At 71.6% G+C, this 22,358-nt stretch carries 22 protein-coding genes; 5 read left to right on the plus strand and 17 right to left on the minus strand.

What is annotated here, in order from left to right; all coding sequences use genetic code 11:
• Positions 1-70: 70 nt before the first annotated feature.
• Positions 71-1,279: a chitosanase gene (locus ACLJN9_RS24040; protein WP_410813781.1), complete on the plus strand. Its 1,209-nt coding sequence runs from the start codon at positions 71-73 to the stop codon at positions 1,277-1,279.
• Between the two features lie 41 nt (positions 1,280-1,320).
• Here the strand turns inward: ACLJN9_RS24040 and ACLJN9_RS24045 are convergent, their stop codons facing one another.
• Positions 1,321-1,872 carry a hypothetical protein gene (locus ACLJN9_RS24045; protein WP_410813783.1) on the minus strand — a complete coding sequence of 184 codons (552 nt, stop codon included), beginning with the start codon at positions 1,870-1,872 and terminating at the stop codon, positions 1,321-1,323.
• A gap of 98 nt (positions 1,873-1,970) precedes the next feature.
• On the opposite strand from ACLJN9_RS24045, the gene ACLJN9_RS24050 reads away from it, so the two are divergent.
• Positions 1,971-3,866: an ABC transporter ATP-binding protein gene (locus ACLJN9_RS24050; RefSeq protein ID WP_410813784.1), complete on the plus strand. Its 1,896-nt coding sequence runs from the start codon at positions 1,971-1,973 to the stop codon at positions 3,864-3,866.
• 61 nt (positions 3,867-3,927) lie between these two features.
• Here the strand turns inward: ACLJN9_RS24050 and ACLJN9_RS24055 are convergent, their stop codons facing one another.
• The 3 genes from ACLJN9_RS24055 to ACLJN9_RS24065 all read right to left on the minus strand — a co-directional run bounded on the left by ACLJN9_RS24055 (position 3,928) and on the right by ACLJN9_RS24065 (position 6,539).
• Positions 3,928-4,446 carry a PepSY domain-containing protein gene (locus tag ACLJN9_RS24055; protein WP_410813785.1) on the minus strand — a complete coding sequence of 173 codons (519 nt, stop codon included), beginning with the start codon at positions 4,444-4,446 and terminating at the stop codon, positions 3,928-3,930.
• A 69-nt stretch (positions 4,447-4,515) separates the two neighbouring features.
• Entirely contained in the window at positions 4,516-5,847 is a 1,332-nt protein-coding gene (locus ACLJN9_RS24060; protein ID WP_410813786.1) for a HAMP domain-containing protein, read from the minus strand.
• Positions 5,844-6,539, minus strand: coding sequence for a response regulator transcription factor (locus ACLJN9_RS24065; RefSeq protein ID WP_410813787.1), 696 nt, complete (start codon positions 6,537-6,539; stop codon positions 5,844-5,846). Before ACLJN9_RS24065 ends, ACLJN9_RS24060 begins: the two co-directional genes overlap by 4 nt.
• A 102-nt stretch (positions 6,540-6,641) precedes the next feature.
• Here ACLJN9_RS24065 and ACLJN9_RS24070 point away from each other — a divergent pair, with 102 nt between their 5' ends.
• A complete protein-coding gene (locus ACLJN9_RS24070; RefSeq protein ID WP_410813788.1) occupies positions 6,642-7,106 on the plus strand; it encodes a septum formation initiator in 465 nt (154 codons plus the stop codon).
• Positions 7,107-7,118: 12 nt separating this feature from the next.
• Here ACLJN9_RS24070 and ACLJN9_RS24075 read toward each other — a convergent pair whose 3' ends face one another.
• The 7 genes from ACLJN9_RS24075 to ACLJN9_RS24105 all read right to left on the minus strand — a co-directional run bounded on the left by ACLJN9_RS24075 (position 7,119) and on the right by ACLJN9_RS24105 (position 11,525).
• A complete protein-coding gene (locus tag ACLJN9_RS24075; RefSeq protein ID WP_410813789.1) occupies positions 7,119-8,195 on the minus strand; it encodes a hypothetical protein in 1,077 nt (358 codons plus the stop codon).
• Positions 8,192-8,539: a PadR family transcriptional regulator gene (locus ACLJN9_RS24080; RefSeq protein WP_410813790.1), complete on the minus strand. Its 348-nt coding sequence runs from the start codon at positions 8,537-8,539 to the stop codon at positions 8,192-8,194. The genes ACLJN9_RS24075 and ACLJN9_RS24080 overlap by 4 nt, the downstream gene beginning before the upstream one ends.
• A 112-nt stretch (positions 8,540-8,651) precedes the next feature.
• Positions 8,652-9,248: a hypothetical protein gene (locus ACLJN9_RS24085; RefSeq protein ID WP_410813791.1), complete on the minus strand. Its 597-nt coding sequence runs from the start codon at positions 9,246-9,248 to the stop codon at positions 8,652-8,654.
• A gap of 2 nt (positions 9,249-9,250) precedes the next feature.
• The gene (locus tag ACLJN9_RS24090; RefSeq protein ID WP_410813792.1) at positions 9,251-10,045 is read right to left on the minus strand and encodes an EndoU domain-containing protein; all 795 of its coding nucleotides are present in this window, start codon (positions 10,043-10,045) and stop codon (positions 9,251-9,253) included.
• A gap of 7 nt (positions 10,046-10,052) precedes the next feature.
• Entirely contained in the window at positions 10,053-10,754 is a 702-nt protein-coding gene (locus ACLJN9_RS24095; protein WP_410813793.1) for a WXG100 family type VII secretion target, read from the minus strand.
• Between the two features lie 10 nt (positions 10,755-10,764).
• The gene (locus ACLJN9_RS24100) at positions 10,765-11,085 is read right to left on the minus strand and encodes a type VII secretion target (protein ID WP_410813795.1); all 321 of its coding nucleotides are present in this window, start codon (positions 11,083-11,085) and stop codon (positions 10,765-10,767) included.
• Entirely contained in the window at positions 11,085-11,525 is a 441-nt protein-coding gene (locus ACLJN9_RS24105; RefSeq protein WP_410813796.1) for a YbaB/EbfC family nucleoid-associated protein, read from the minus strand. Before ACLJN9_RS24105 ends, ACLJN9_RS24100 begins: the two co-directional genes overlap by 1 nt.
• A 180-nt stretch (positions 11,526-11,705) precedes the next feature.
• On the opposite strand from ACLJN9_RS24105, the gene ACLJN9_RS24110 reads away from it, so the two are divergent.
• Positions 11,706-12,086 (plus strand): YccF domain-containing protein, encoded by a 381-nt coding sequence (locus tag ACLJN9_RS24110; protein ID WP_410813797.1) that lies wholly within the window; start codon positions 11,706-11,708, stop codon positions 12,084-12,086.
• A 111-nt stretch (positions 12,087-12,197) separates the two neighbouring features.
• On the opposite strand, the gene ACLJN9_RS24115 is transcribed toward ACLJN9_RS24110, so the two are convergent.
• From ACLJN9_RS24115 to ACLJN9_RS24140, 6 genes are all read right to left on the minus strand, one after another.
• Positions 12,198-12,557 carry an MmcQ/YjbR family DNA-binding protein gene (locus tag ACLJN9_RS24115; RefSeq protein ID WP_410813798.1) on the minus strand — a complete coding sequence of 120 codons (360 nt, stop codon included), beginning with the start codon at positions 12,555-12,557 and terminating at the stop codon, positions 12,198-12,200.
• 195 nt (positions 12,558-12,752) lie between these two features.
• Entirely contained in the window at positions 12,753-13,718 is a 966-nt protein-coding gene (locus ACLJN9_RS24120; protein WP_410813799.1) for an aldo/keto reductase, read from the minus strand.
• A 7-nt stretch (positions 13,719-13,725) separates the two neighbouring features.
• The gene (locus ACLJN9_RS24125; RefSeq protein ID WP_410813800.1) at positions 13,726-14,496 is read right to left on the minus strand and encodes an SDR family NAD(P)-dependent oxidoreductase; all 771 of its coding nucleotides are present in this window, start codon (positions 14,494-14,496) and stop codon (positions 13,726-13,728) included.
• Entirely contained in the window at positions 14,493-14,909 is a 417-nt protein-coding gene (locus ACLJN9_RS24130) for a hypothetical protein (RefSeq protein WP_410813801.1), read from the minus strand. Before ACLJN9_RS24130 ends, ACLJN9_RS24125 begins: the two co-directional genes overlap by 4 nt.
• Entirely contained in the window at positions 14,906-15,763 is an 858-nt protein-coding gene (locus ACLJN9_RS24135) for a fumarylacetoacetate hydrolase family protein (protein WP_410813802.1), read from the minus strand. The genes ACLJN9_RS24130 and ACLJN9_RS24135 overlap by 4 nt, the downstream gene beginning before the upstream one ends.
• 152 nt (positions 15,764-15,915) lie before the next feature.
• On the minus strand, positions 15,916-16,617 hold the full coding sequence (locus ACLJN9_RS24140) for a FadR/GntR family transcriptional regulator (protein WP_410813803.1): 702 nt from the start codon (positions 16,615-16,617) through the stop codon (positions 15,916-15,918).
• A 265-nt stretch (positions 16,618-16,882) separates the two neighbouring features.
• Between ACLJN9_RS24140 and ACLJN9_RS24145 the strand changes: the two genes are divergently transcribed.
• Positions 16,883-22,339 carry a carboxyl transferase domain-containing protein gene (locus tag ACLJN9_RS24145; protein ID WP_410813804.1) on the plus strand — a complete coding sequence of 1,819 codons (5,457 nt, stop codon included), beginning with the start codon at positions 16,883-16,885 and terminating at the stop codon, positions 22,337-22,339.
• The last annotated feature ends 19 nt before the right edge of the window (positions 22,340-22,358 follow it).

A 22,358-nucleotide genomic window follows, 5' to 3' on the forward strand; every position in this document is an offset into this window, starting at 1 on the left:
CCCGGGCCGATCCGCCGCACGGGGGCCACCACCCGGCCGGCGGCACGCCGCCCCTTCCCCGAGGAGCATCATGGTCCGCACCAGGACAGCCGCCTACGCCGTGGGCGCGCTGCTGATCGGCGTCGCGGCGGTCGGCTACGGCCTGCCGCCGGCCAGCGCCGCGACCGCCGGCCCGATCACCGGCCTCGGTGGCAGGTGCGTCGACGTCGCCGGCGCCAACCCGGCCAACGGCACACCCGTCCAGCTGTACGACTGCAACGGCAGCGCGGCCCAGACGTGGACGGTCGGCAACGCCGACAACACCGTCCGGGCACTCGGCAAGTGCCTCGACGTCACCGCCGCCTCGACCGCCAATGGCGCCAAGGTGCAGCTGTACGACTGCAACAACACCGCCGCCCAGAAGTGGACGCCCAGCAACGGTTCACTGGTCAACACCGGCTCCGGCAGGTGCCTCGACGTCACCGACCGGAGCACGGCCAACGGCGCCCGCCTGCAGATCTGGAGCTGCTCCGGCGCCACCAACCAGCGCTGGACCCTGCCCGGCGGCGGCACGCCCACCCCCACGCCCACCACCCCGGCCGGCGCCAACCTCGACGACCCGGCGAAGAAGGACGTCGCCATGCAGCTCGTCTCGGCGGCGGAGAACTCCTCGCTCGACTGGCGGGCGCAGTTCTCCTACATCGAGGACATCGGCGACGGCCGGGGCTACACCGCCGGCATCATCGGCTTCTGCTCCGGCACCGGCGACATGCTGCAACTCGTCGAGGCGTACACCCGCACCAAGCCGGGCAACGTGCTGGCCGCGTACCTGCCGGCGCTGCGCGCCGTCGACGGCACCCCCTCGCACGCGGGCCTCGACCCCAACTTCCCCCGCGACTGGCGGGCCGCGGCCAACGACACGACGTTCCGGGCCACCCAGGAAGCCGAGCGGGACCGGGTCTACTTCAACCCTTCGGTACGCGACGGCAAGAACGACCAGGTCCGGGCGCTCGGCCAGTTCGCCTACTACGACGCCGCGGTCATGCACGGGTACGAGGGCATGCGTCAGATCCGCAGCCGGGCCCTCACCCGGGCGAAGCCCCCGGCGCAGGGCGGCGACGAGCGGGCCTGGCTGAACGCGTTTCTCGACGAGCGGGTCGTCGAGATGAAGAAGGAGGAGGCCCACTCCGACACGTCGCGCGTCGACACCGCCCAGCGGGTCTTTCTCACCAACGGCAACCTCAACCTGAACACGCCGTTGGTGTTCGCCGTCTACGGCCAGCAGTTCCGCATCGGCTAGATCCCTGCTCGGCGGACGGCGACGGGCGGCGCCCGGCGGTCTCAGCGTCGGTTGAGTTCCGCCTCGAGCCGCTGGATGAGCGTCTTGCGAGCCTTGCCGTCGCGTTCGTTGCGCAGGGCGACCTTCAGCTGTCGCGTGTCGAGGCCGCGGACATGCTTGGCCGCCTCGGCGACCGACAGGTCCGACAGCTGCCCGGCCGAGGTGACGTCACTGCGCGCCCGCTTGGCGGGGCCGGTGTTGGCGATGTACTGCTTGCCGGTCCGTGACGCCTCGCGCTTCTTGGTGTCGGTCGCGCGCTTCTCGTCGTCGGACAACTTTTCCCAGGCCTTCTTGGGCAGGTACCGACTCGTCGTGTCACCGTGGCGTGCCCGGGTGTCGCCCTCCTTGGTCTGCCACTTCTCGTTGCCCCACCGCTGCAGGGACTTCTGCCGCTCGTCCTTGGGGCCCTCGAATCCCCCACCGCGTCGCTTGTACTCCTGGGTGACCAGTTGCGCCTTGCGTGCCGACCACTGCCCCTTCTTACCGCCCTTGTCGGATGCCGTGATCTCTTCCTTGATCTGCTCTCTGAGGTCGGGCTTCGTATACCGCACCATGAACGACAGCTACCCGACGGCGCACCGCCTATGCCTGCCGCGCGGCGTCTTGACCTCAACCCCGCACGAGGTTCTAGCCTCCTTCGCGGAGGTACGGCATGAGCATGGAAGTTACCGCGTGGATGTCCCTGCGCCACGCGATGAACGCGCAGGACGAACGACCACTGTCCCGGGCCACCCTGAAACGCATCGGGCCGTTCGCGCGGCCGCACCGTACCGCGATCATGCGGTTCCTGCTGTTGAGCGTGGTGACGGCGGTCCTCACGGTCGCGGCGCCGGTGCTCGCCGGTCGGGTGGTCGAGGCGATCGTCGACGGCGCCGACAGCGGCGTCGTGATCCGGTTGGCGGTGCTGATCGCCGTGATCGCCCTGGCCGAGGCGGGTCTGGGCCTGGTGACGCGATTCCTGTCCGCCAGCATCGGCGAGGGGCTGATCGTCCAACTGCGGACAGCCGTCTTCGACCACGTTCAGCGCATGCCGGTGGCGTTCTTCACCCGGACCCGCACCGGCGCGCTGGTCAGCCGCCTGAACAACGACGTGATCGGGGCGCAGCGGGCCTTCAGCGACACCCTGTCGAGTGTGGTCGGCAACACCGTCACGCTGATCCTGACGCTGGCGGTCATGCTCAGCTTCTCGTGGCAGATCACACTGCTGGCGCTGGTACTGCTGCCCATCTTCGTCCTCCCCGCCCGCCGGATGGGTTCGAGGCTCGCCCGGTTGCAGCGCGAGGCGGCCGAGCACAACGCGGCCATGGGTACCCGGATGACCGAACGCTTCTCCGCGCCCGGCGCCACGCTGGTGAAGCTGTACGGGCGGCCGGCCGAGGAGTCCGCCGAGTTCGCGGCGCGGGCACGACGGGTACGCGACATCGGCATCCGCACCGCGATGCTCCAGTGGCTGTTCATCACCGCGCTCACCGTCGTCGGCTCGCTGGCGCTGGCACTGGTCTACGGGCTGGGCGGCATCTACGCCCTGCGGGGCAGCCTCGACGCGGGCACCGTGGTCGCGCTCGCGCTGCTCCTGTCGCGCCTCTACGCGCCGCTGACGTCGCTGGCCAGCGCCCGTGTCGAGGTGATGAGTGCGCTGGTGAGCTTCGAGCGGGTGTTCGAGGTCCTCGACCTCAAGCCGCTGATCCTCGACTCCCCCGACGCCCGGCCGCTGCCCGACGGGCCGGTCGCCGTGGAGTTCGACGCGGTACGGTTCGGCTACCCGTCGGCCGACAAGGTGTCGCTCGCGTCGCTGGAAGACGTGGCGAAACTCGATTCGCGCGGCGGCGAGGAGGTGCTGCACGGCGTCTCGTTCCGCGCCGAGGCGGGGCAGATGATCGCCCTCGTCGGCTCCTCCGGAGCGGGCAAGTCCACGATCGCCCAACTCGTACCGCGCCTGTACGACGTCGAGGACGGCGCGGTACGGCTCGCCGACGTGGACGTACGCGACCTGTCGGCCGCGTCGATCCGGACGGCGCTCGGGGTGGTGACCCAGGACGGCCACCTGTTCCACGAGAGCATCCGCGCCAACCTGGTGTTCGCCTGGCCGGACGCGACCGAGGACGAGCTGTGGGACGTCCTGCGGCGAGCCCGGTTGGATGCCCTCGTCCGCTCACTTCCGGACGGGCTCGACACCGTCGTCGGTGAACGCGGGTACCGACTGTCGGGCGGGGAACGGCAACGGCTCACCATCGCACGGCTGCTGCTGGCCCGTCCCCGTGTGGTCATCCTCGACGAGGCCACCGCACATCTCGACTCCACCTCGGAAGCCGCCGTGCAGGACGCCCTCGCCGAAGCCCTGGCCGGTCGGACCAGCGTGGTGATCGCGCACCGGCTGTCCACCATCCGCGCGGCCGACCAGATCCTCGTCGTCGAGGACGGGCGCATCGTCGAACGCGGGCGACACAACGACCTGCTCGCCGCCGGTGGCCGGTACCAGGAGTTGTACCGGACCCAGTTCGACCAGGAGGAGCCGGCGATCCCGAAGGAACGCGTGCCGAGCGTCTGAGGGACGCTGTCGTGCCGCCGCCCGCCACGGTTGCACCGGGGCGGGCGGCGGCACCCGGCGATCAGTCGTCGTCGCCGGACCTGTCGTCGTCATCGTCGTCATTCCGGTCGTCACCGTCGTCGTCGACCGGCTCCTGCTCGGCCTTGACCACCGTGCCGTTCTCCCGGTCGACGTCCACCTCGTGCTCGATGCCGCCGGCGACGATCTCGACGCTCCAGACCGGCCGGCCGTGCTCCTGCTCGGCCTCGACCTCGACGATCTGTCCGCCGCCGACCCTGGCGAGGGCGATCTCGCCGGCGCGCTGCTGGTCGACCGCCCCACCCGCCGGCGAACCGCCGCTCGACGGCGTACCGCTCGACGGAGCACCGCTCGACGGAGCACCGCTGTCCGGCGTCGGGGTCGTTCCACTGGTGGCGCTGTCGTCCGGCGCGTCCGTGGCCGTCGGGGCGACGGTCGCGGCGGCGAGTGTCGTACCGCCGGCCCGCGCCCCGTCGGCGGCGTTGACGCCCACGGCGACCCCGGCCACCGCCAGCACCGCCGCCCCGCCGACCGACGCCAGGAGCAGAGAGTTGCGCTTCATCGGTGTCCACCTTTCCTCGGTTGTTCCCGAGGATCGGCCACAACGGGATAGTGGCGCGCTGTCCGAACGCTAAGGGCGGGTTAAGCCGTCCTCGGCGGGCGCGGCCCCACCGCCTGTCGCCCCGGGCGTCGCCGGCGGTCCAAGCCGGAGCAGCACCCGCGCCCCGCCCTCCGACCCGGTACGCAGCTCCAACCGTCCTCCGGCCGCCTGCGCGGCACGCCGGGCGATGTCCAGGCCGAGGCCGGTCGACCCGGCCGGGCTGGCACCCCGGCGGACCGCTCCTCCCGGCACTCCCGGCCCCTCGTCGGCGACGGTGAGCAGCACCTCGCCCGCATCCAGGGCGAGCAGGACGGCGAACGCCGTGCCGTCCGGGGTGTGCGCGAAGACGTTGCCGAGCAGGGCGTCCACGGCGGCGATCAGGTCGTCGGCGGGCACACCGACGAGGAGCGGGCCGGGGGCCAGGTCGAGGGTCAGCGCCCGGCCGGTGTCCTCGGCCAGCACCGACCAGAACGCGACCCGGTCGGCGACGATCCCCGCCGCGTCCGAGGCGACCGGTCCCGCCACCGGTGCGCGGCGCCACCGGGCCTGCCGGATCAACCCGGTGACCGCCCGTTCGAGGCCGTCGGCGGCGGCGGTGATCCGGACCGCGTCGTCCGGGTCCCGCAGCGACTCCGCCTCCAGCCGCAGCGCCGTCAACGGCGTCCGCAGACGGTGCGACAGGTCGGCGACCTGCTCGCGCTCCTGCGCCAGGAGCACCTGGATCCGACCGGCCAGGTGGTTGAGCGCGCCGGCGACCTCGCGCAGCTCCGCCGGGCCGGCCGGGGTGACCCGGGCGTCCAGCTCGGCGTTCGCCAGCCGGTGCGACACGGCGGAGAGGTCGCTGATCGGCCGGACCAGGGTGCGCGCCAGCCGGTCGGCGACGGCCAGCCCGATCAGCACCAGGACCACACCGAGCAGGGCCAGCACCACCCAGGCCCGGGTCACCCCGCTGGTCAACTCGTGGCGCGGGACCACGGTCCGGATCACCCCGGTTCCGTCCGCCCGGCCCTGCACCGCGATGACCACCTCCCGGCCGGCCGCCGACTCCCCGGTGAGGCTCTGCCCCCGCGAGGCCAGGGCCACGGCGGGCGTACGGGGTGCCAGGGCGCCGAGCACCGTGCCGTCCGGCAGGAAGACGCTCACCGGTCGACCGGACTCCGCGGCGAGCTGCTCGACGGTGAGTCGGATGGTCGCCGCGTCGGCGGTGCCGACCACCGGCACCAGGCTCTGCGCGTCGGCGGTGGCCCGGACGGTCGCCCGGTCCTCGGCGACGGTGCGCACCAGCAGTGCCAGCGGCACCAGGAACGCGATCAGGGTGAGCACGCTGACCGCAGCGACCAGCAACGTGAGACGCGCCCTCACCGCTGCTCCCCCGGTGCCTCCAGTCGCACCCCGACACCGCGCACGGTGTGCAGGTAGCGGGGCTGCTGGGCGCTCTCACCCAGCTTTCGGCGCAGCCAGGACAGGTGCACGTCGACGGTCTTGTCGGCGCCGCCGTACGGGATCTGCCAGACCTCGGTGAGCAGCTCACGTTTGGTGACCACCTGACCGGGCCGGCCGGCGAGGTGGTGCAGCAGGTCGAACTCCCGGGGCGTCAGCTCGACCGTCACCCCGTCCAGGGTGACCTGCCGGGCGCGGGGGTCGATCCGCAGGCCGCCGACGACGAGCGACGGGGCCCGGGCACCGACCCCGGAGGGTCCCCGTCGCAGCACCGCCCGCGCGCGGGCGTCGAGCTGTGCCGCGGTGAACGGCTTGACCACGTAGTCGTCGGCGCCCGCGTCGAGCACCCGGACGATCTCGGCCTCGTCGTCGCGCGCCGTGGCCACGATCACCGGCACCGAGCTGACCGCGCGCAGCATCCGCAGCAACTCGCGCCCGTCCAGGTCGGGCAGGCCCAGGTCGAGGACGACGAGGTCGGGCCGGTCCTCCAGCGCGTCCCGCAGCCCGGCCATCGCGGTCGAGGCCGCGGCCACCGCGTGCCCGCGTTCCCGCAACGCCCGGATCAGCGGCGTACGGATCGTCAGATCGTCCTCGATGAGCAGTAGGCGCGCCACAGCAGGCAGGCTAACCGGTGCGGCCAGGGCCGGGGCCGGCGTTAACCGTGCCTTAGCGTCCGGATGTGCCGGCCCCAACCCTGGATCGGGGATAGTGGGCGGATGGGCCGTCGTTCGATCCTCGTCGCCACCGGCTGGCTGGCCACCGCCGCCGTGGCCACCCTGATCGGGTTGGGCGCGATCCGCTTGGTGGGCGAGAGCATCACCGGCACCCCCGGTGGGGTGCGCAGCGAGGCGCAGATCGAACGGGCGCTCGCCGCGCCCGAGCCGACGCCCGGCGGCAGGCCCAGTGCCGGGTCGGCCCTGCCGGCCACGTCGAGCGCCGCGCCGAGTGCCGGCTCCGGGGTCCGCCGGGTTCTCGCCACGGGAGGCGGCACGGCCGTGGCCGAGTGCGGTGTCGGCGGGGTACGCCTCGTCTCCTGGGCACCCGCGCAGGGCTACCGGGTCAGAGACGTGGATCGGGGCCCGGACGACGATGTCGAGGTCACGTTCGAGGGGTCGGCCGGCGAGTACGAGTTGAAGGTGCGCTGCATCGGCTCGGAGCCGGTGGCCGTCGCCGACGACTGACCGCCCTCGCGTCTACCGACCCGCCGGCAGCTCGCGATCGGCCGCCCGACCGAGGGCGACCATGCGCAGCGTCTCCTCCCGGCGACGGACGAGCAGTGCCCCGGCCAGGAACGTCACCGGAGGGACGAGAATCAGCACCGCCCACTGCGCTGGCACCAGAGGGATGGCGTGTCCCATGTGCATGGTGGAGGTGAACCAGCCGGCCAGGGCACTGTCGATCACCAAGGCGAGCGCGGCGACCGGCAGGAGCATGACGACAATCCGCCGGCGTATCTCCGGGCCGAGGGTGGCCAGAGCGACCAGCAGGGCCAGACCGGCGGCCGCCAGACCAGCGACGTAGAGCCAGATGACCAGCTCGCTGCTGGCCTGGAGGTCATAGAGGACCTGGTAGGAGCCACCGTCGTCAGCGTCGAAGATGGGACTGGTCACCCGGTTGACCTCCAACAACCCGACCGCCGCGGCCGGCGCGAGCAGGAGCGCCGCCAACCGGCGTACACCCAGCACCGCTAGCAACCGGTGACGCGGCACCGGCACGGTCAGCGCGGCGGCCGCCACGACGGCGAGCGCGAACTGCGGCAGCGCCTGCACCACGTACGTCGGGCTGTCGGCGGCCTGCGGCGCGACCAGTACGCCCCAGCCGACCACGCCGGCCCAGGCCAGCCCGGCGGCCACCCGGCGCAGCCCGACCAACGCGGCCACGCAGACGGCCGCCCAGCCGGCGACCCGCAGCCAGTCGACGGGGTCGGCGTGACCGGGCCCGAACTCCGGCGGCAGACTCGGATCCTGGATCATCTGGTCGAGCAGCGACTTCCCGGCAAGGGCGAGCAGGACGAGCCCGACCAGCAGGCCCGTCACGACCGCCGCGTCCGCCCAGGCCGACTCGGTGAACCCCCGTGCGCCCACCCGCAGCCGAGCCCGCAACCCCGCGCCGACCAGATTGAGCACGTCACCGGCGGCGGGCCTTCGCTGGCCCGGCCGAGCGCCGGTGACAAGGACGGCAAGCATCTCGTCCTCGTACGCCCGACGGTGCTCCCACGGATAGACGGCCAGCAGCCGCCGGTATCGACGCTCCAGGTCGTCGGCGCTCACGCCGCTCCCCCCTCGGTGCGCAGGCCGCCGCGGCGCAGCCGCAGGCTGGCGGCGTCGGCGTTGTGGCGCAGGCGGGCGACCTCGTCCGCGAGCCGACGCACCCCCGGTGCGGTGAGCCGGTAGTAGCGGCGCAACCGGGACTGCACCACCTCTTCGCGCTCGACCTCGATGAGGCCGTCGAGGCGGAGCCGGTCGAGGACGGCATAGAGGGTGCCGGCGCGCAGGCGCACCCGGCCATCGGAGATGCGCAGAACGTCCTCGATGACGGCATAGCCGTGCTTGGGGGACTCGGCCAGTGCGGTGAGCACCAGGAACGTCGGCTCCCGGAGCGGGCTGTCGCTCATAGCGAGAAGCATATACAGATAACCGGTATGTGCAACGGTCGTGGTGTCCCCGTCGACCGGACGGTCGAGAGGGCGGCGGGTCGTGAGCCGTGCAGCTGCCGGGGACCGGGCCTCAGGCGCGCCAGACCGGAGACGCGCCGGCCAGGGCGGCGTCCTGGTAGGGCGTCCGCGACGAGTTGTCGGCGACGACCTCGACTGGCCACTTCTGCTTCAGCGAGATCCACAGCTGCGCCATCACGCCGGAGTACGTCGACAGCTCGTCGGTGCCCTCGGCCACCTGCAACACGTACGACCACGCCGCCGCGTCGGGTGCGCCGTCGAGTGGGGCCCGCCAGGCGCGGTGCAGGACGCGACCGTGTCGGCGCGGGGCGTCGGCGGCCAGCAGAGCGTCCGCCCGGGTCGGGTCGGGGGCATCCTCGGGACCGGTCGGGCTGAACCGGTAGGGAGGCGCCGGCACGTCGGCGATGATCGGCACCTCGGCCAGGTCGGGGCCGTCGGGGTCACCGAGGAAGGACCGCAGCAGGGCCTGTTCCTCGACGGTGACGCCGACGCCGTAGTACGCCAGGCTCAGCAGCAGTGTGCTGTCGGCCAGGTCGAACTCGCCCGCGGCATAGTTCTCACGCACCGTGCCGAGAACGTCGTCGGACAGCCGGCCGGCGAGCCGCCGGCACATCTCGGTGACCGTCGCGTAGGTCTTCGCATCCATCATGTTCACTTCTTCTTGTACTCGCCCAGATCGGTCGTCGTGACGTTGCCGTTGGCGTCCTCGACCACCCGGATGATCCGGTTGCCCTTCGGGCCCTCCCAGGTCCAACTGCCGTCACCGCCGACAGCCGGATTACTGTAACGGGGCGGGACGGCATTCGGGATTCCCTGCGGAGCGGGGTTCGGTGCTGCCGGGTTGCTGATGACGCCCGGGTTCGACCTGTCCGGGGGGAAGGCCGTACGGATCTCACCGTCGGCGAGCACGGTCGTCTTGACCTCGACACCATCGACCACCCCGACGTAGTCGTAGGCCCACGCCGGGTTGCCATCCGCGTCCTTCGTCGGATAAGGCCCCTTTGACGGCGGACCCTGCTGCGTCACCTGGTGCGCGGCGTCGAGGATCTTCGCCTCGTCCCAGCTCTGCGGGAACTCCGTCTTGTTGGAGAAGCCGCTGCCCGCGAGGTGACCACCCTGCCGGCCGCCGTCGCCCTCGATGATGTGCTTCCTCGACGCGTCACTGTGGTGGATGCCGTCGGAGGTCGGCGGTCTGGTCGGCGCGGGTGGCGGGGTGGGCTTCGCCGGCTTGGAGCTGTTGGGACCCGTGCCCGCGACACCGGGCGGGTGTCCCTGCTTCGACGCCTGCCCGGTGGCATGCTGCGCGCTGGAGATGCCCTTACCCGCGTTGATACCGCCATAGCTCTTCGGAGGCTTTCCACCGCCACCGCCACCGCCACCGCCACCGCCGCCACCCCCGCTGCCCGTGCCGCCGCTGCCGCCGCCGGGTTTTCCGGGCTTCGCCATGGACGCCTCAGCCGTTCATGATGCGGGTGAGGTTGGTCAGGCTGGTGATCAGCGCACCGACGTACATGAGGATGCGACCGGCCCACTTGACGACGGCCGCCACGATCTGCGCGGCGACCACGGGGATCGTGACGACGAAGATGGCCTCGACCGCCCAGACGACCACGCGCGCCACCAGGTCGGCGATGAGATCGCGCACGATGTCGCGGGTGAAGGCCACCAGATTGCCGGCGCCCTCGGTGGCCGCCGCCATCGCGGCGGAGACAGCGCCGAGCCCGCCGAGTGCCTCGACGTTGTGGTCCATCAACCCGTGGTAGGCCACCGCGGCCTGCCCCCACCACTGGGGCAGGTCGGCATCGAGACGCGACCGCAGGTCGTTGGCCATGCTGTGCAGCTCGGTGGCCATGTTGTCCCAGGTGGCGGCGTGCGAACGGACCACGTCGGGCATGCCGGTGAGCTGGTCGAGCATCTCCCGCAGCGGCTCGAAGTATTCCATCGCCCAGCCCAGACCGTTGGCGAGCAGCGCGCTGAACGGGTCCAGTACGCTCGCCGCGACGTCGAGCCCGAACGCGGCACCCGCCAGCAGATCGTCGACCCAGCCCTCACTCCTGATCGCGTCGACAAGGCTCTCGACGCTGTCGGCGAGGGAGGCGCCGGTCCAGACCTCCCGGGTCGACGTGACGTCGGCGACCAGCGACATGTCGGTCATCGCGCCGACCTCACCGGCTCAACTGGCTTCCCACCCCGTTGACCAGGGTGGCGTTGTCCTCGTCGACCGCGTCGTAGCTGTCCGCGGTCTGGCGCAGGCCCGTGGCGGCCAGCCGCAGATTCTCCTCCACCTCGGCGAACAGCTCATCCTGCCGGGTGTGCTTGCCCTCGAGAACCGCGGAGATCCAGCCGCACAGCAACCCGTACGCCGCATCATCCTGCGCGATGTGCGCGCTGGCGGCCTTGACCGCAGCGAAACGCTCCGCCAGCGCGTCGACGTTGCGGGCGTGCGTACGGATCTCCTCCGCCTCGACCGCGAACCCGTCGTCCATCAGGCTCGCCCCCAGCGGCGGTCGTCGTCGATCTCCGTGTCCAGGTGCGGACCGCGCAACTGCTGACCGACCCGCTCGGCGATCTCGCGCGCCGCCGCGGACTCGGTCCCCACGGTCTCGGCGATGATCTCCTGCGAACGGTCGGCCACCTGCTCCCGGGCCTCGCGGATCGTGTTCATGATCGTCCTGGCGACGACATCGGGCTCGACCCGCTGAATCTGCCGACTGAGCCGCAGGTCGACCAACGCGCCGACGGAATCGACGGTGACCTCGACCAACCGGTTGCCGTCGGCCGCGGTCACCCGCAGCTGCTGGTAGCGGTCGCTCATGGCCTTGGTGTCGGCCGCCAGCTTGTCGATGCGCCCCTTCCAGGCCGAGACCCGATCCATCGCGCCGTCCGGGTCCAGCACACCGCCACCGCCCGGCATGCCGCCAGTCATGTCTCCCCCACCATGATCATCAATGGCCGAGTCTAACAAACGGTCGACAACGCGGGGACCCCGCCGACCCTTCCGTCGCCCACGCCCCGACGACGAGTTCTTCCCCAGACTCCACATCGGCGCGACCGGCCGGGCCGAGGCCGGCACCGGCGGGTGGTGAGCGTCGCTCATGCTGGAGGGGTGATTCGCTTCGTACTCAACGTCCTGTGGCTCATCTTTGGTGGCGGCATCGTGCTGGCGATCGGCTACGGCTTCGCCGCGTTGATCTGCTTCGTCCTGGTCATCACCATCCCCTTCGGCATCGCCTCGCTGCGTCTCGCCGTCTACTCGTTGTGGCCGTTCGGCCGCACGCTGGTGTCCAAGCCCGGCGCGGGCGTGGGCTCCGGGCTGGCGAACGTGCTGTGGGTGGTGCTGGCCGGCTGGTGGCTCGCGCTGTCGCACATCGTCGCCGGCATCGCCCTCTGCGTCACGATCATCGGGATTCCGTTCGGCATCGCCAACTTCAAGCTCGTGCCGGCCGCGTTCTGGCCGCTCGGTCGCGAGGTCGTCGACGCACCGTGACGCTCGTGGTTCGAGCCGTCCACGCCCTCCAGCCACCGGGCCCCGACGTTGGGGCCGCACGCCCCGATCGGGCCAGCGGAAGGCCGCCCCGAGGTCCAGGCGTCGCCGGTGCTACTGCCCGCCGACGAGTGACTCCGGCACACGCATGCGCCACGCGTCGGTGACGAGTTCCCCCAGTCGGTCGACGTTCACCCGCTCCAGCCGCAGCATCACCAGCGGCAGGCCGTGGTACGCGGGCGTGGTGAAGAAGACGTCGGGCTCTCCGAGCAGCAGGGCCTGCTTCTCGGCTTCGTCACCGACGTACAGGACCGCGATGTCGGTCCGGATGACCCGCGGGTGACCGGGTCTCCGCTCGGGGTAGGACCAGACGAACCCCTTGTCGGCGACCCGGAAGTCGAAGCCCGCGCTGTCGATCTCGACCACGTGGGGAAGCGTCAGCGCCAGGTGTCGGACATCGTCGGCGTCAGCCATCGATGTTGCTCCCGGGCGCTGCGCTTCGCATACGCACAGGCTAGCCGCTGTACCGCGTCCGCGACCGCGGTCGGATCCGGTCGGGACCGCAGCATCGAAGCCCAGACCGCGCACCGCCGTGGCCGACGACCACAGGAGTGGGAGGGGGCGTCGCGTGGTCACCGCGCGAGGTGGGGTGGTGCGGGGCGTCGACGATCACCGCCGCACCAGCCCCTCGGCGGCGAGGTCTGCCCAGAGCGCGTCGGGCACTGGCACGCCCGCGAGCTCGACGTTGCGGGTGATCTGCGCGGCGGTCTGCGCGCCGACTACCAGGGACGCGACGGCCGGATGCCGCGCGGTGAAGGCCAGAGCCGCCTGCGGCAGCGCGACCCCGTGCGATCGGCACACCTCGGCGATCCGGGTCGCGCGGCCGTGCACTGCCTCGGGAATCTGCCGGTAGTCGTACATCCGGCCCGGGTCGTCGGTGGCGAGCACCCCGCTGTTGAACACGCCGGCGGCCAGCACGGACACCCCCCGGTCCCGGCACCGGGGCAGCAGACTGGGCGCCGCCGACTGGTCCAGCAACGTGTACCGCCCGGCCAGCAGGACGGTGTCGACGTCGGTCTCGGTCACGAACCGCTCGAGCATCTGCCACTGGTTCATGCCGACCCCGATCGCGCCCACGACACCCTGGTCGCGCAGCTCGTGCAGCGCCGGATACGCCTCGTCGACAGCCGAGCGCCAGTGCTCGTCGGGATCGTGGATCAGCACGACGTCGACCCGGTCCAGGCGCAGACGCTCGAGGCTGGACTCCAACGACCGGCGTACGCCGTCGGCGCTGAAGTCCCACCGCCGGGTGTGGTCGGCGGGCACGTGAAATCCGGCCTCGTCGCTCAGGTGCGCGGTTTCCGGCGCGGGCGCCAGCAGCCGGCCGACCTTCGTGGAGACGGTGAACTCGTCGCGGGGGCGTTTCGCCAGCGCCGCACCGAGCCGACGCTCGGACAGCCCGAGGCCGTAGTGCGGGGCGGTGTCGAAGAAGCGGATGCCGGCCTGCCACGCGGCGTCGACGGCACGGTCGGCCGTGTCGTCGTCCATCGCCCGATACAGGTTGCCGATGCCGGCCGCACCGAAGCCGAGGGCCGTCACCTGGACCGATGACCGGCCGAGCCGCTCAGTCCGCATCGTTTCCTCAGTCCTGCGTCGGAGCGGCGGAGTGCCGCAGACGGAGCCCGTGCAGACCGCCGTCGACGGCGAGCACGGTTCCGGTGGTGGACGCGGCCAGCGGGCTGGCCAGGTAGGCGATCGCGGTCGCGACCTCGGCGGCAGAAACCAGCCGACCGATGGGCTGACGTGCGCACAGCGCCGCCAGTTCGGCGGCCGGGTCGTCGGCGGTGGCCAGCAGCCGGCGCACCCAGGGGGTGTCGGCCGTGCCGGGGTTGACGCAGTTGACCCTGATCCCCTCGGCGACGTGGTCCGCGGCCATGGCGAGGGTCAACGCCTGCACCGCACCCTTGGTGGCGCTGTAGAGCGCGCGGCTGGGCAGGCCGGCGGTGGCGGCGATCGAACAGGTGTTGACCACGGCCGCGTGGGTCGACGCCCGCAGGTGCGGCAGGGCCGCCCGGGTGACGCGGACGATGCCCACCACGTTGACGTCGAGGACGCGGTGCCACTCGTCGTCGGTGTTCGCCTCGATGGTGCCCTGTGCGCCGGTACCGGCGTTGTTGACCAGCACGTCGATGCCGCCGAGGTCACGCGCCGCCCTGGCGACCGCCCGGGTCACCGCATCCGCGTCCGCGACGTCGCAGACGATCCCGCGCAGTGGGGCCGGCACACCCGACGGGTCCAGATCGAGGCACGCGACGGCAGCGCCCCGCTCGGCGAACAGGACAGCGGTGGCGAGACCGATGCCGGAACCGCCCCCGGTGACGACGGCGCGCAGGCCGGCGAACTCGGCACTCATGCCGCTTTCCCTTCCCCCCACACGGGACCGTCCGGGAAGGCGTAGTCGATCAGGGTCTGCGGCCGGAGGTCGGCGCTGAACCCGGGTGCGGTGGGAGCCAGGTAGTTGCCGTTGCGGATCACCACCGGGTGGATGAGCTCCCGGACCCAGGCGATCGCCTGACCGACGTCCCACCGCTGGTTGGCATCGACGTACGGCTCCAGGGCGCGGATCGCGGTGGTCTGGATGTCGTTGCCCCGGCCGATGGTGAAGGCGAAGCCGTGGCCCCCGTGCCCGTCCGGGTGATCGGTGCCGAGTACGACGTACGACGCCGAGTAGTCCGGGTCCGGGTTCATGGCGTCGGAGCCGTCCAGGTCCCGGGAGGTGGGGAACCGGATGTCGTACGTCCGTAGGCTGGCGATCCTCGCGGTCATGCCGCCTCCTGCACCGTCTGGCGTTGCGCGCCGAGGCCGTCGATCTCGAGCTCGATGACGTCACCGCGCCGCAGGTAGGGCTTTGGTTCCGGCTGTCCGAGCGCGACGCCGGCCGGTGTGCCCGTGTTGATGACGTCGCCCGGTTCGAGGACCATGAACTGGCTCACGTAGCGGATCACCCCGGCGACACCGAAGATCATCGTCCTGGTGTTGCCGTTCTGTCGGCGGGTGCCGTTGACGCTGAGTCGCAGGCCCAGCTGCTGCGGGTCGGGCACCTCGTCGGCGGTGACCAGCCAGGGGCCGAGCGGGTTGAACGTCTCGCAGGACTTGCCCTTGTCCCACTGGCCGCCGCGTTCGAGTTGGAACTCTCGTTCCGACAGGTCGTTGGAGATGGCGTAACCGGCGACGCAGGCCAGCGCGGCCTCGTCAGTGTCCAGATAGCGTGCGGTGCGCCCGAGAACGACCGCGAGTTCGACCTCCCAGTCGGTCTTGACACTCCGCCGCGGAAGCAGCACCTGGTCGTCGGGGCCGACCACCGTGTTCGGCGCCTTCAGGAACAGGATCGGCTCCGCGGGCGGTTGCGCACCGGTCTCCGCGGCGTGGTCGGAGTAGTTCAACCCGATGCACACGACCTTGCCGGGCCGGGCGATCGGCGCGCCGATCCGGGGTGCCGGGTCGGTCACCAGGGGCAGTTGCCCACCCTCGAGCGCGCTGCGCACCGCCTCGACACCATCACCGGAGAGGAAGGCCCCGTCGATCTCGGCCACCAGGTCGGAGAGGTCCACAAGCCGGCCCTGGGCGTCCAGCGCCGCCGGTCGTTCCTGGCCGATCGCCCCCACTCGAAGCAGCTTCACTCTCACAACCTCCGGCTAAACATCGGATCTGTTACCCCGTTTTTATAGTCGAGTTGCGAATCCGTTTCAAGGGAAGGCGGAGGAATCAGAGGAAAGACATCCGATGATTTCGCGATGCGGTAGCGCCCAGGAGGCAGGACGCGGCCGGGATGTCAGGCCGGCGGCAACGCCGGCCCGGGGCCGCCGAGCGCGTTGCGGAGCCACTGCTCGACACCGGCGACGTGCACCGTCGCCCAGGCCCGAGCCACCTCGGGTTGGCGCGCCTCGATCGCCTCGCAGATCGCCTCGTGCTGCTCCCGGGTGCGCCGCACGGCCCCCTCCTGGGTGAGGCCACGCCAGATCCGCGCCCGCGCCGTCGGCCCGGAAAGGCTGTCGATCAACGAGCACAGCACGGTGTTGCCGGCCCCGGCGGCGATGTGATTGTGGAACCGGAGGTCGTTGGCCACCAACGCCTCCACCGTGGGCGCCTCCCCCAACTCGGCGAGAATCGCCCGCAGGCCGACGATCTCCCCGTCGGTCATCCGGATCGCGGCCAACTCCGTCGCGGCCGGCTCGAGAACGCGGCGCACCTCCAGGAACTGCAGCACGGTGTCGTCCTGGTGGAAGTCGACGACGAACCCGATGGCGTCCAGCAGCAGGGCGGGTTCCAGGCTCGTCACGTAGGTACCGTCACCCTGCCGCACGTCCAGCACCCGGATCAGCGACAGCGCCTTCACCGCTTCCCGCAACGAGTTGCGGGAGAGGCCGAGCCGCTCGGCCAGATCGGCCTCCCTGGGCAGTCGGGAGCCCGGGCTCAGCTCCCCCTGGACGATCATCGCCTTGATCTTGTCGATCGCCTCGTCGGTGACCGGCACCCTGCCTCCTCCCGGACATCCGATGTCTCGCAGCGTACCTTCGTGCCGGACTCGCACCGAGGTCCCACTACCCTCGAGTGAGGCACTCCTCGACGTCGCCCGACCGCTCGAAGACCCAAAAACTTTTGTTGGTTTCCTACAACTGAGGGGCGATTGGTTCGGTGGTTGCGCCATGGCGCTGGCCGCTGGCAGACGGAAGGGTGATCACTGCCGGGGGCCGTCGTCTCGCGGCAACGGATCATGGTCTACCAAAGGGGTCAGTCGGGTGTTCAACCGTGTTGCCATCGTCAACCGTGGTGAGGCCGCCATGCGGCTCATCCACGCGGTCCGCGAGTTGGCCGCGGAGACCGGCATCCAGATCGAGACCGTCGCCTTGTACACCGACGTCGATCGCACCGCCACCTTCGTGCGCGAGGCGGACATCGCCTACGACCTCGGTCCGGCGTCCGCCCGCCCGTACCTCAATCTCGCGGTGCTGGAGCGCGCCCTGACGGAGACCGGGGCCGACGCCGCGTGGGTCGGCTGGGGTTTCGTCGCCGAGGACCCGGCGTTCGCGGAGCTGTGCGAGAAGATCGGCGTCACGTTCGTCGGGCCGAGCGCGGAGGCCATGCGCCAACTCGGCGACAAGATCGGCTCGAAGCTGATCGCCGAAGAGGTCGGCGTGCCGGTCGCGCCGTGGAGCCGCGGCGCCGTCGAGACGCTGGATGCCGCCCGGGCGTCGGCCGCCGAGATCGGCTACCCGTTGATGCTGAAGGCGACCGCCGGCGGCGGTGGGCGCGGCATCCGCGTGATCAGGAACGAGGCGGAGCTCGCCGACGCGTACGAACGCACCAGCCAGGAGGCGGCGCGGGCGTTCGGCAGCGGCATCGTGTTCCTGGAGCGCCTGGTCACCGGCGCTCGGCACGTCGAGGTCCAGGTGATCGCCGACGGGCAGGGCACCGCGTGGGCGCTCGGTGTCCGAGACTGCTCCGTGCAGCGACGCAACCAGAAGGTCATCGAGGAGTCGGCGTCGCCGGTTCTGAGCCCGGCGCAGGCGGCCGAGCTCAAGACGTCGGCCGAGCGGCTGGCCGTGGCGGTCGGTTACCGCGGCGCGGCGACCGTCGAGTTCCTCTTCCACCCCTCCGACCAGCTGTTCGCGTTCCTCGAGGTCAACACCCGGTTGCAGGTCGAGCACCCGATCACCGAGCTGACGACCGGGTTCGACCTGGTGAAGGCGCAGCTGCACGTCGCGGCGGGGGGCCGACTCGACGGCGAGCCGCCGGCGGAGCGCGGGCACGCCATCGAGGCCCGACTGAACGCCGAGGACCCGGATCGGGACTTCGCACCGTCGCCGGGCCGTATCGCTCGACTGGACCTGCCCGCCGGCCCGGGAATCCGGGTGGACACCGGCGTCAGCGAGGGTGACACCATCCCGGCCGACTTCGACTCGATGATCGCGAAGATCATCGCGTACGGCCGCGACCGCAACGAGGCACTCGGCAGGCTGCGTCGGGCCATGGCGAACACCACGGTGATCATCGACGGCGGCGCGACGAACAAGAGCTTCGTCCTCGACCTGCTCGACCAGCCCGAGGTGATCGACGCCAGCGCCGACACCGGCTGGATCGACCGCGTCCGGGGCGAGGGCAGGCTCGTCGCGCACCGGCACTCCGCGGTCGCCCTGGCGGCTGCCGCCATCGAGACGTACGAGGAGGAGGAGCGCGTCGAGCGGCAGCGACTGCTGTCGACGGCGTCCGGCGGGCGCCCGCAGGTGCAGCACTCCAGCGGCCGTCCACTGGACCTCAAACTGCGCGGCGTCGGCTACCGCATGCGGGTGGCGCGGGTCGGCGCACACCGGTTCCGCGTCGGCATCGAAGTGGGCGCGGCCGTGCACACCGCCGATGTCGAACTCGACCGCTTCGACCGGCACACCGGCCAGATCGTCGTCAACGGCATCCGCTACCGCCTGCTCACCGGCACGTACGGGCCGACCCACCTGGTCGAGGTGGACGGCGTCACGCATCGGGTCAGCCGCGACGAGGGCGGCGTCGTCCGCTCCCCCATGCCCGCGCTGGTCGTCGCCACGCCACTGGAGGTCGGCGCCGAGGTCGAGGCGGGCGCACCGGTGCTGGTGCTGGAGGCCATGAAGATGGAGACGGTCCTGCGGGCGCCGTTCAGGGCGCGGCTGAAGGAGTGCGCCGTCTCGGTGGGCAGCCAGGTGGAGGCGGGCGCACCGCTGCTGCGGTTGGAGCCGCTCGTCGATGAGTCCCCGGAAACCGCGGACGTCCCGGCGGCCGCCGCCGTCGAGCTGGACCTCCCCGCCGCCGACGAGGCCGTCCCGGCGTACCAGCGCAGCCGACGCGGCCAGGAGGATCTGCGCGGCCTGCTGCTCGGCTTCGACGTCGACCCGCACGACGACCGTCGGGTGCTCGACGAGTACCTCACGGCGCGGCGGGCGGCCACCGAGGACGGCCACCGTCCGCTGGCCGCGGAACTCGACCTCGTCGACGTGTTCGCCGACCTCACGGAGCTGAGCCGCAACCGGCCCACGGGCGAGGACGGCGGCGCCCACGCGCACAGCGCCCGCGAATACTTCCACACCTACCTGCAGAGCCTCGACGTCGAGCGGGCCGGACTGCCCGATGCCTTCCAGGCCAAGCTCGCCAAGGCGCTCGGGCACTACGGCGTCACCGAACTGGACCGCTCCGCGGCCCTCGAAGCCGCCGTGTTCCGGATCTTCCTCGCCCAGCAGCGCGCGTCCGCCGACGCCACGGTCGTCGCGACACTGCTGCGCTCGTGGCTGCAGGAGCCGCCGCCGAACGAGGCGCTGCGCGAGCCGGCCGGCCTCGCGCTGGAACGGCTGGTCGCCGCGACGCAGGTCCGCTTCCCGGTGGTCGCCGACCTGGCCCGCGGCGTGGTCTTCGCCTGGTTCGCCCAGCCGCTGCTGCGCCGCAACCGCGCCCGCGTCTACGCCGAGGTCCGTGGGCATCTGCGTCACCTGGACGCCCACCCGGACTCGGCGGACCGCGCCGAGCGCATCGCGCAGATGGTTCGCAGCACCGAGCCACTGGTACGGCTGCTCGGTCAGCGGCTCGTTCGCGACCACCTCGACAACGCCGTCATGCTGGAGGTGCTGACCCGGCGGTACTACGGCAACAAGTCGCTCACCGGCGTGCGCACCCGTGTCGCGGCGGGCTGCGTGTTCGTCGTCGCCGAGCGTGCCGACTCCAGCGTGGTCTCCGCCGCGGTGAGCTTCGACGCGCTGGGCGGCGCCCTACGCGGGCTCGCCGAACTGGCGATCGACGAGGATGCGGTGGACGTCGACATCTACCTCGGCTGGGAGAACCAGCCGGAGGACTTCGACGCGATGGCGGCCGCGCTGCTCGAGGTCGTGACCGCGCACCCGCTGCCGCCTCAGGTCCGGCGGCTCACCGCCACCGTGGCGGGTCGCGGCGGGGCGGTGATGCACCACCACTTCACCTTCCGTCCGTCGGGCACCGGAATGATCGAGGACCGACTGATCCGGGGTCTGCACCCGTACATCGCGCAGCGGATGCAGCTGGAGCGGCTGCACAGGTTCGACCTGACCCGGCTGCCGTCGTCGGACGAGGAGGTCTATCTCTTCCAGTGCGTGGCACGGGAGAACCCGGCCGACGAGCGCCTCGTCGCGTTCGCGCAGGTGCGGGACCTGACCGAACTGCGCGAGCAGGACGGCCGGCTCGTCGCGCTGCCGACGACCGAGGACGCCATCGCCGCCTGCCTCGACTCGATCCGCCGCGCCCAGTCCCGGCGGCCGTCGAAGACGCGCTTCAACACCAACCGGATCGTGGTCTACGTCTGGCCGCCGAGCGAGCTCACCCGCGAGGAGATGGAGATGATCGCCGGGCGGGTGCGTCCGACGACCGCCGGCGCAGGGCTGGAGGAGATCCTCTTCATCGCGCGGCAGCGCGACCGCCGGACCGGTGAGCTGACCAAGATCGCGGTACGGATCTCCTTCGACGCCACGGGCGCCCGCCTGACGGTCGGCGAGCCGCCGGTCGATCCGGTCGAACCGCTCGACGAGTACCGGCTGAAGGTGCTGCGGGCGAACAGCCGCAACACGGTCTACCCGTACGAGTTGACCGGCATGCTCGGCGAGTTCGTCGAGCACGACCTCGACGACGACCACGCGCTCGTGCCGGTACGCCGACCGAAGGGGCGCAACAGGGCCGCGATCGTCGCCGGCGTGGTCAACACGCCGACCGCGCGGCACCCACAGGGCGTGACCCGGGTCGTGCTGCTCGGTGACCCGACGAAGTCGCTGGGCGCCCTGTCCGAGCCGGAGTGCCGCCGTGTCATCGCCGCCCTTGACCTCGCGGAGCAGATGCGGGTGCCACTGGAGTGGTGGGCGCTGTCCGCCGGGGCACGGATCTCGATGACCTCGGGTACGGAGAACATGGACTGGGTGGCCTCGGCCCTCAAGCGGATCGTCGAGTTCACCCAGGCCGGCGGTGAGATCAACATCGTGGTCGCGGGCATCAACGTCGGCGCCCAGCCGTACTGGAACGCCGAGGCGACGATGCTCATGCACACCAAGGGCATCCTGGTGATGACACCGGACTCGGCGATGGTGCTCACCGGCAAGCAGTCTCTCGACTTCTCCGGTGGCGTGTCCGCCGAGGACAACTTCGGTATCGGCGGCTACGACCGGGTGATGGGGCCGAACGGGCAGGCGCAGTACTGGGCGCCGAACCTGAGCGCCGCCCGCGACGTGGTGATGTCGCACTACGAGCACACGTACGTCGCGCCCGGTGAGGACGCGCCGCGACGGGCCAGCACCACCGACCCCGCCGACCGGGACATCTCCGCCTTCCCGCACGACGTGTCGGGCAGCTCCTTCACCACGGTCGGCGAGATCTTCTCCGCCACCGCCAACCCGGACCGCAAGAAGCCCTTCGACATCCGGACGGTGATGCGGGCGCTCGCCGACCAGGACCACCCCGTGCTGGAGCGCTGGGCGGGCATGGCGGACGCGGATACCGCGGTCGTGCAGGACGTACACCTCGGCGGCATCCCGGTGTGCCTGCTCGGCATCGAGTCACGGTCGGTGCCGCGGCGGGGCTTCCCCCCCACCGACGGCCCGGACACCTACACGGCTGGCACGCTGTTCCCGCGGTCGTCGAAGAAGGCCGCGCGGGCGATCAACACGGCCAGCGGCAACCGGCCTCTGGTGGTCCTGGCCAACCTGTCGGGCTTCGACGGCTCACCGGAGTCGATGCGCAAGCTGCAACTGGAGTACGGCGCGGAGATCGGCCGGGCCATCGTGAACTTCCGCGGGCCCATCGTCTTCTGTGTCATCTCCCGCTACCACGGCGGCGCGTTCGTGGTGTTCTCGAAGGCGCTGAACCCGAGCATGACGGTGCTGGCGTTGGAGGGGTCGTTCGCCTCGGTGCTCGGCGGCGCCCCCGCCGCGGCGGTGGTGTTCTCCGCCGACGTGAACGCCCGGACGGCCGCCGACCCCCGGGTGCGGGACGTGGAGGCCCGCGCCGGGGCCGCGACCGGCACGGAACGCGCGGCGTTGACCGCGGAGCTCGACGAGCTGCGGTCGTCGGTTAGGGCGGAGAAGCTCGGGGAGGTCGCCGCGGAGTTCGATCGTGTGCACAACATCCAGCGCGCCGTCGAGGTGGGCTCCGTGGACGCCGTCATCCGCGCCGCCGAGCTGCGTCCACGCATCATCGAGGCCATCGAGTCCCGTCTGGGCTAGATGGTGGGAGGTGCGGGCA

The sequence above is a fragment of the Micromonospora sp. 067-2 genome, assembly GCF_046549295.1.
In the GTDB taxonomy this organism is placed as follows: domain Bacteria; phylum Actinomycetota; class Actinomycetes; order Mycobacteriales; family Micromonosporaceae; genus Micromonospora.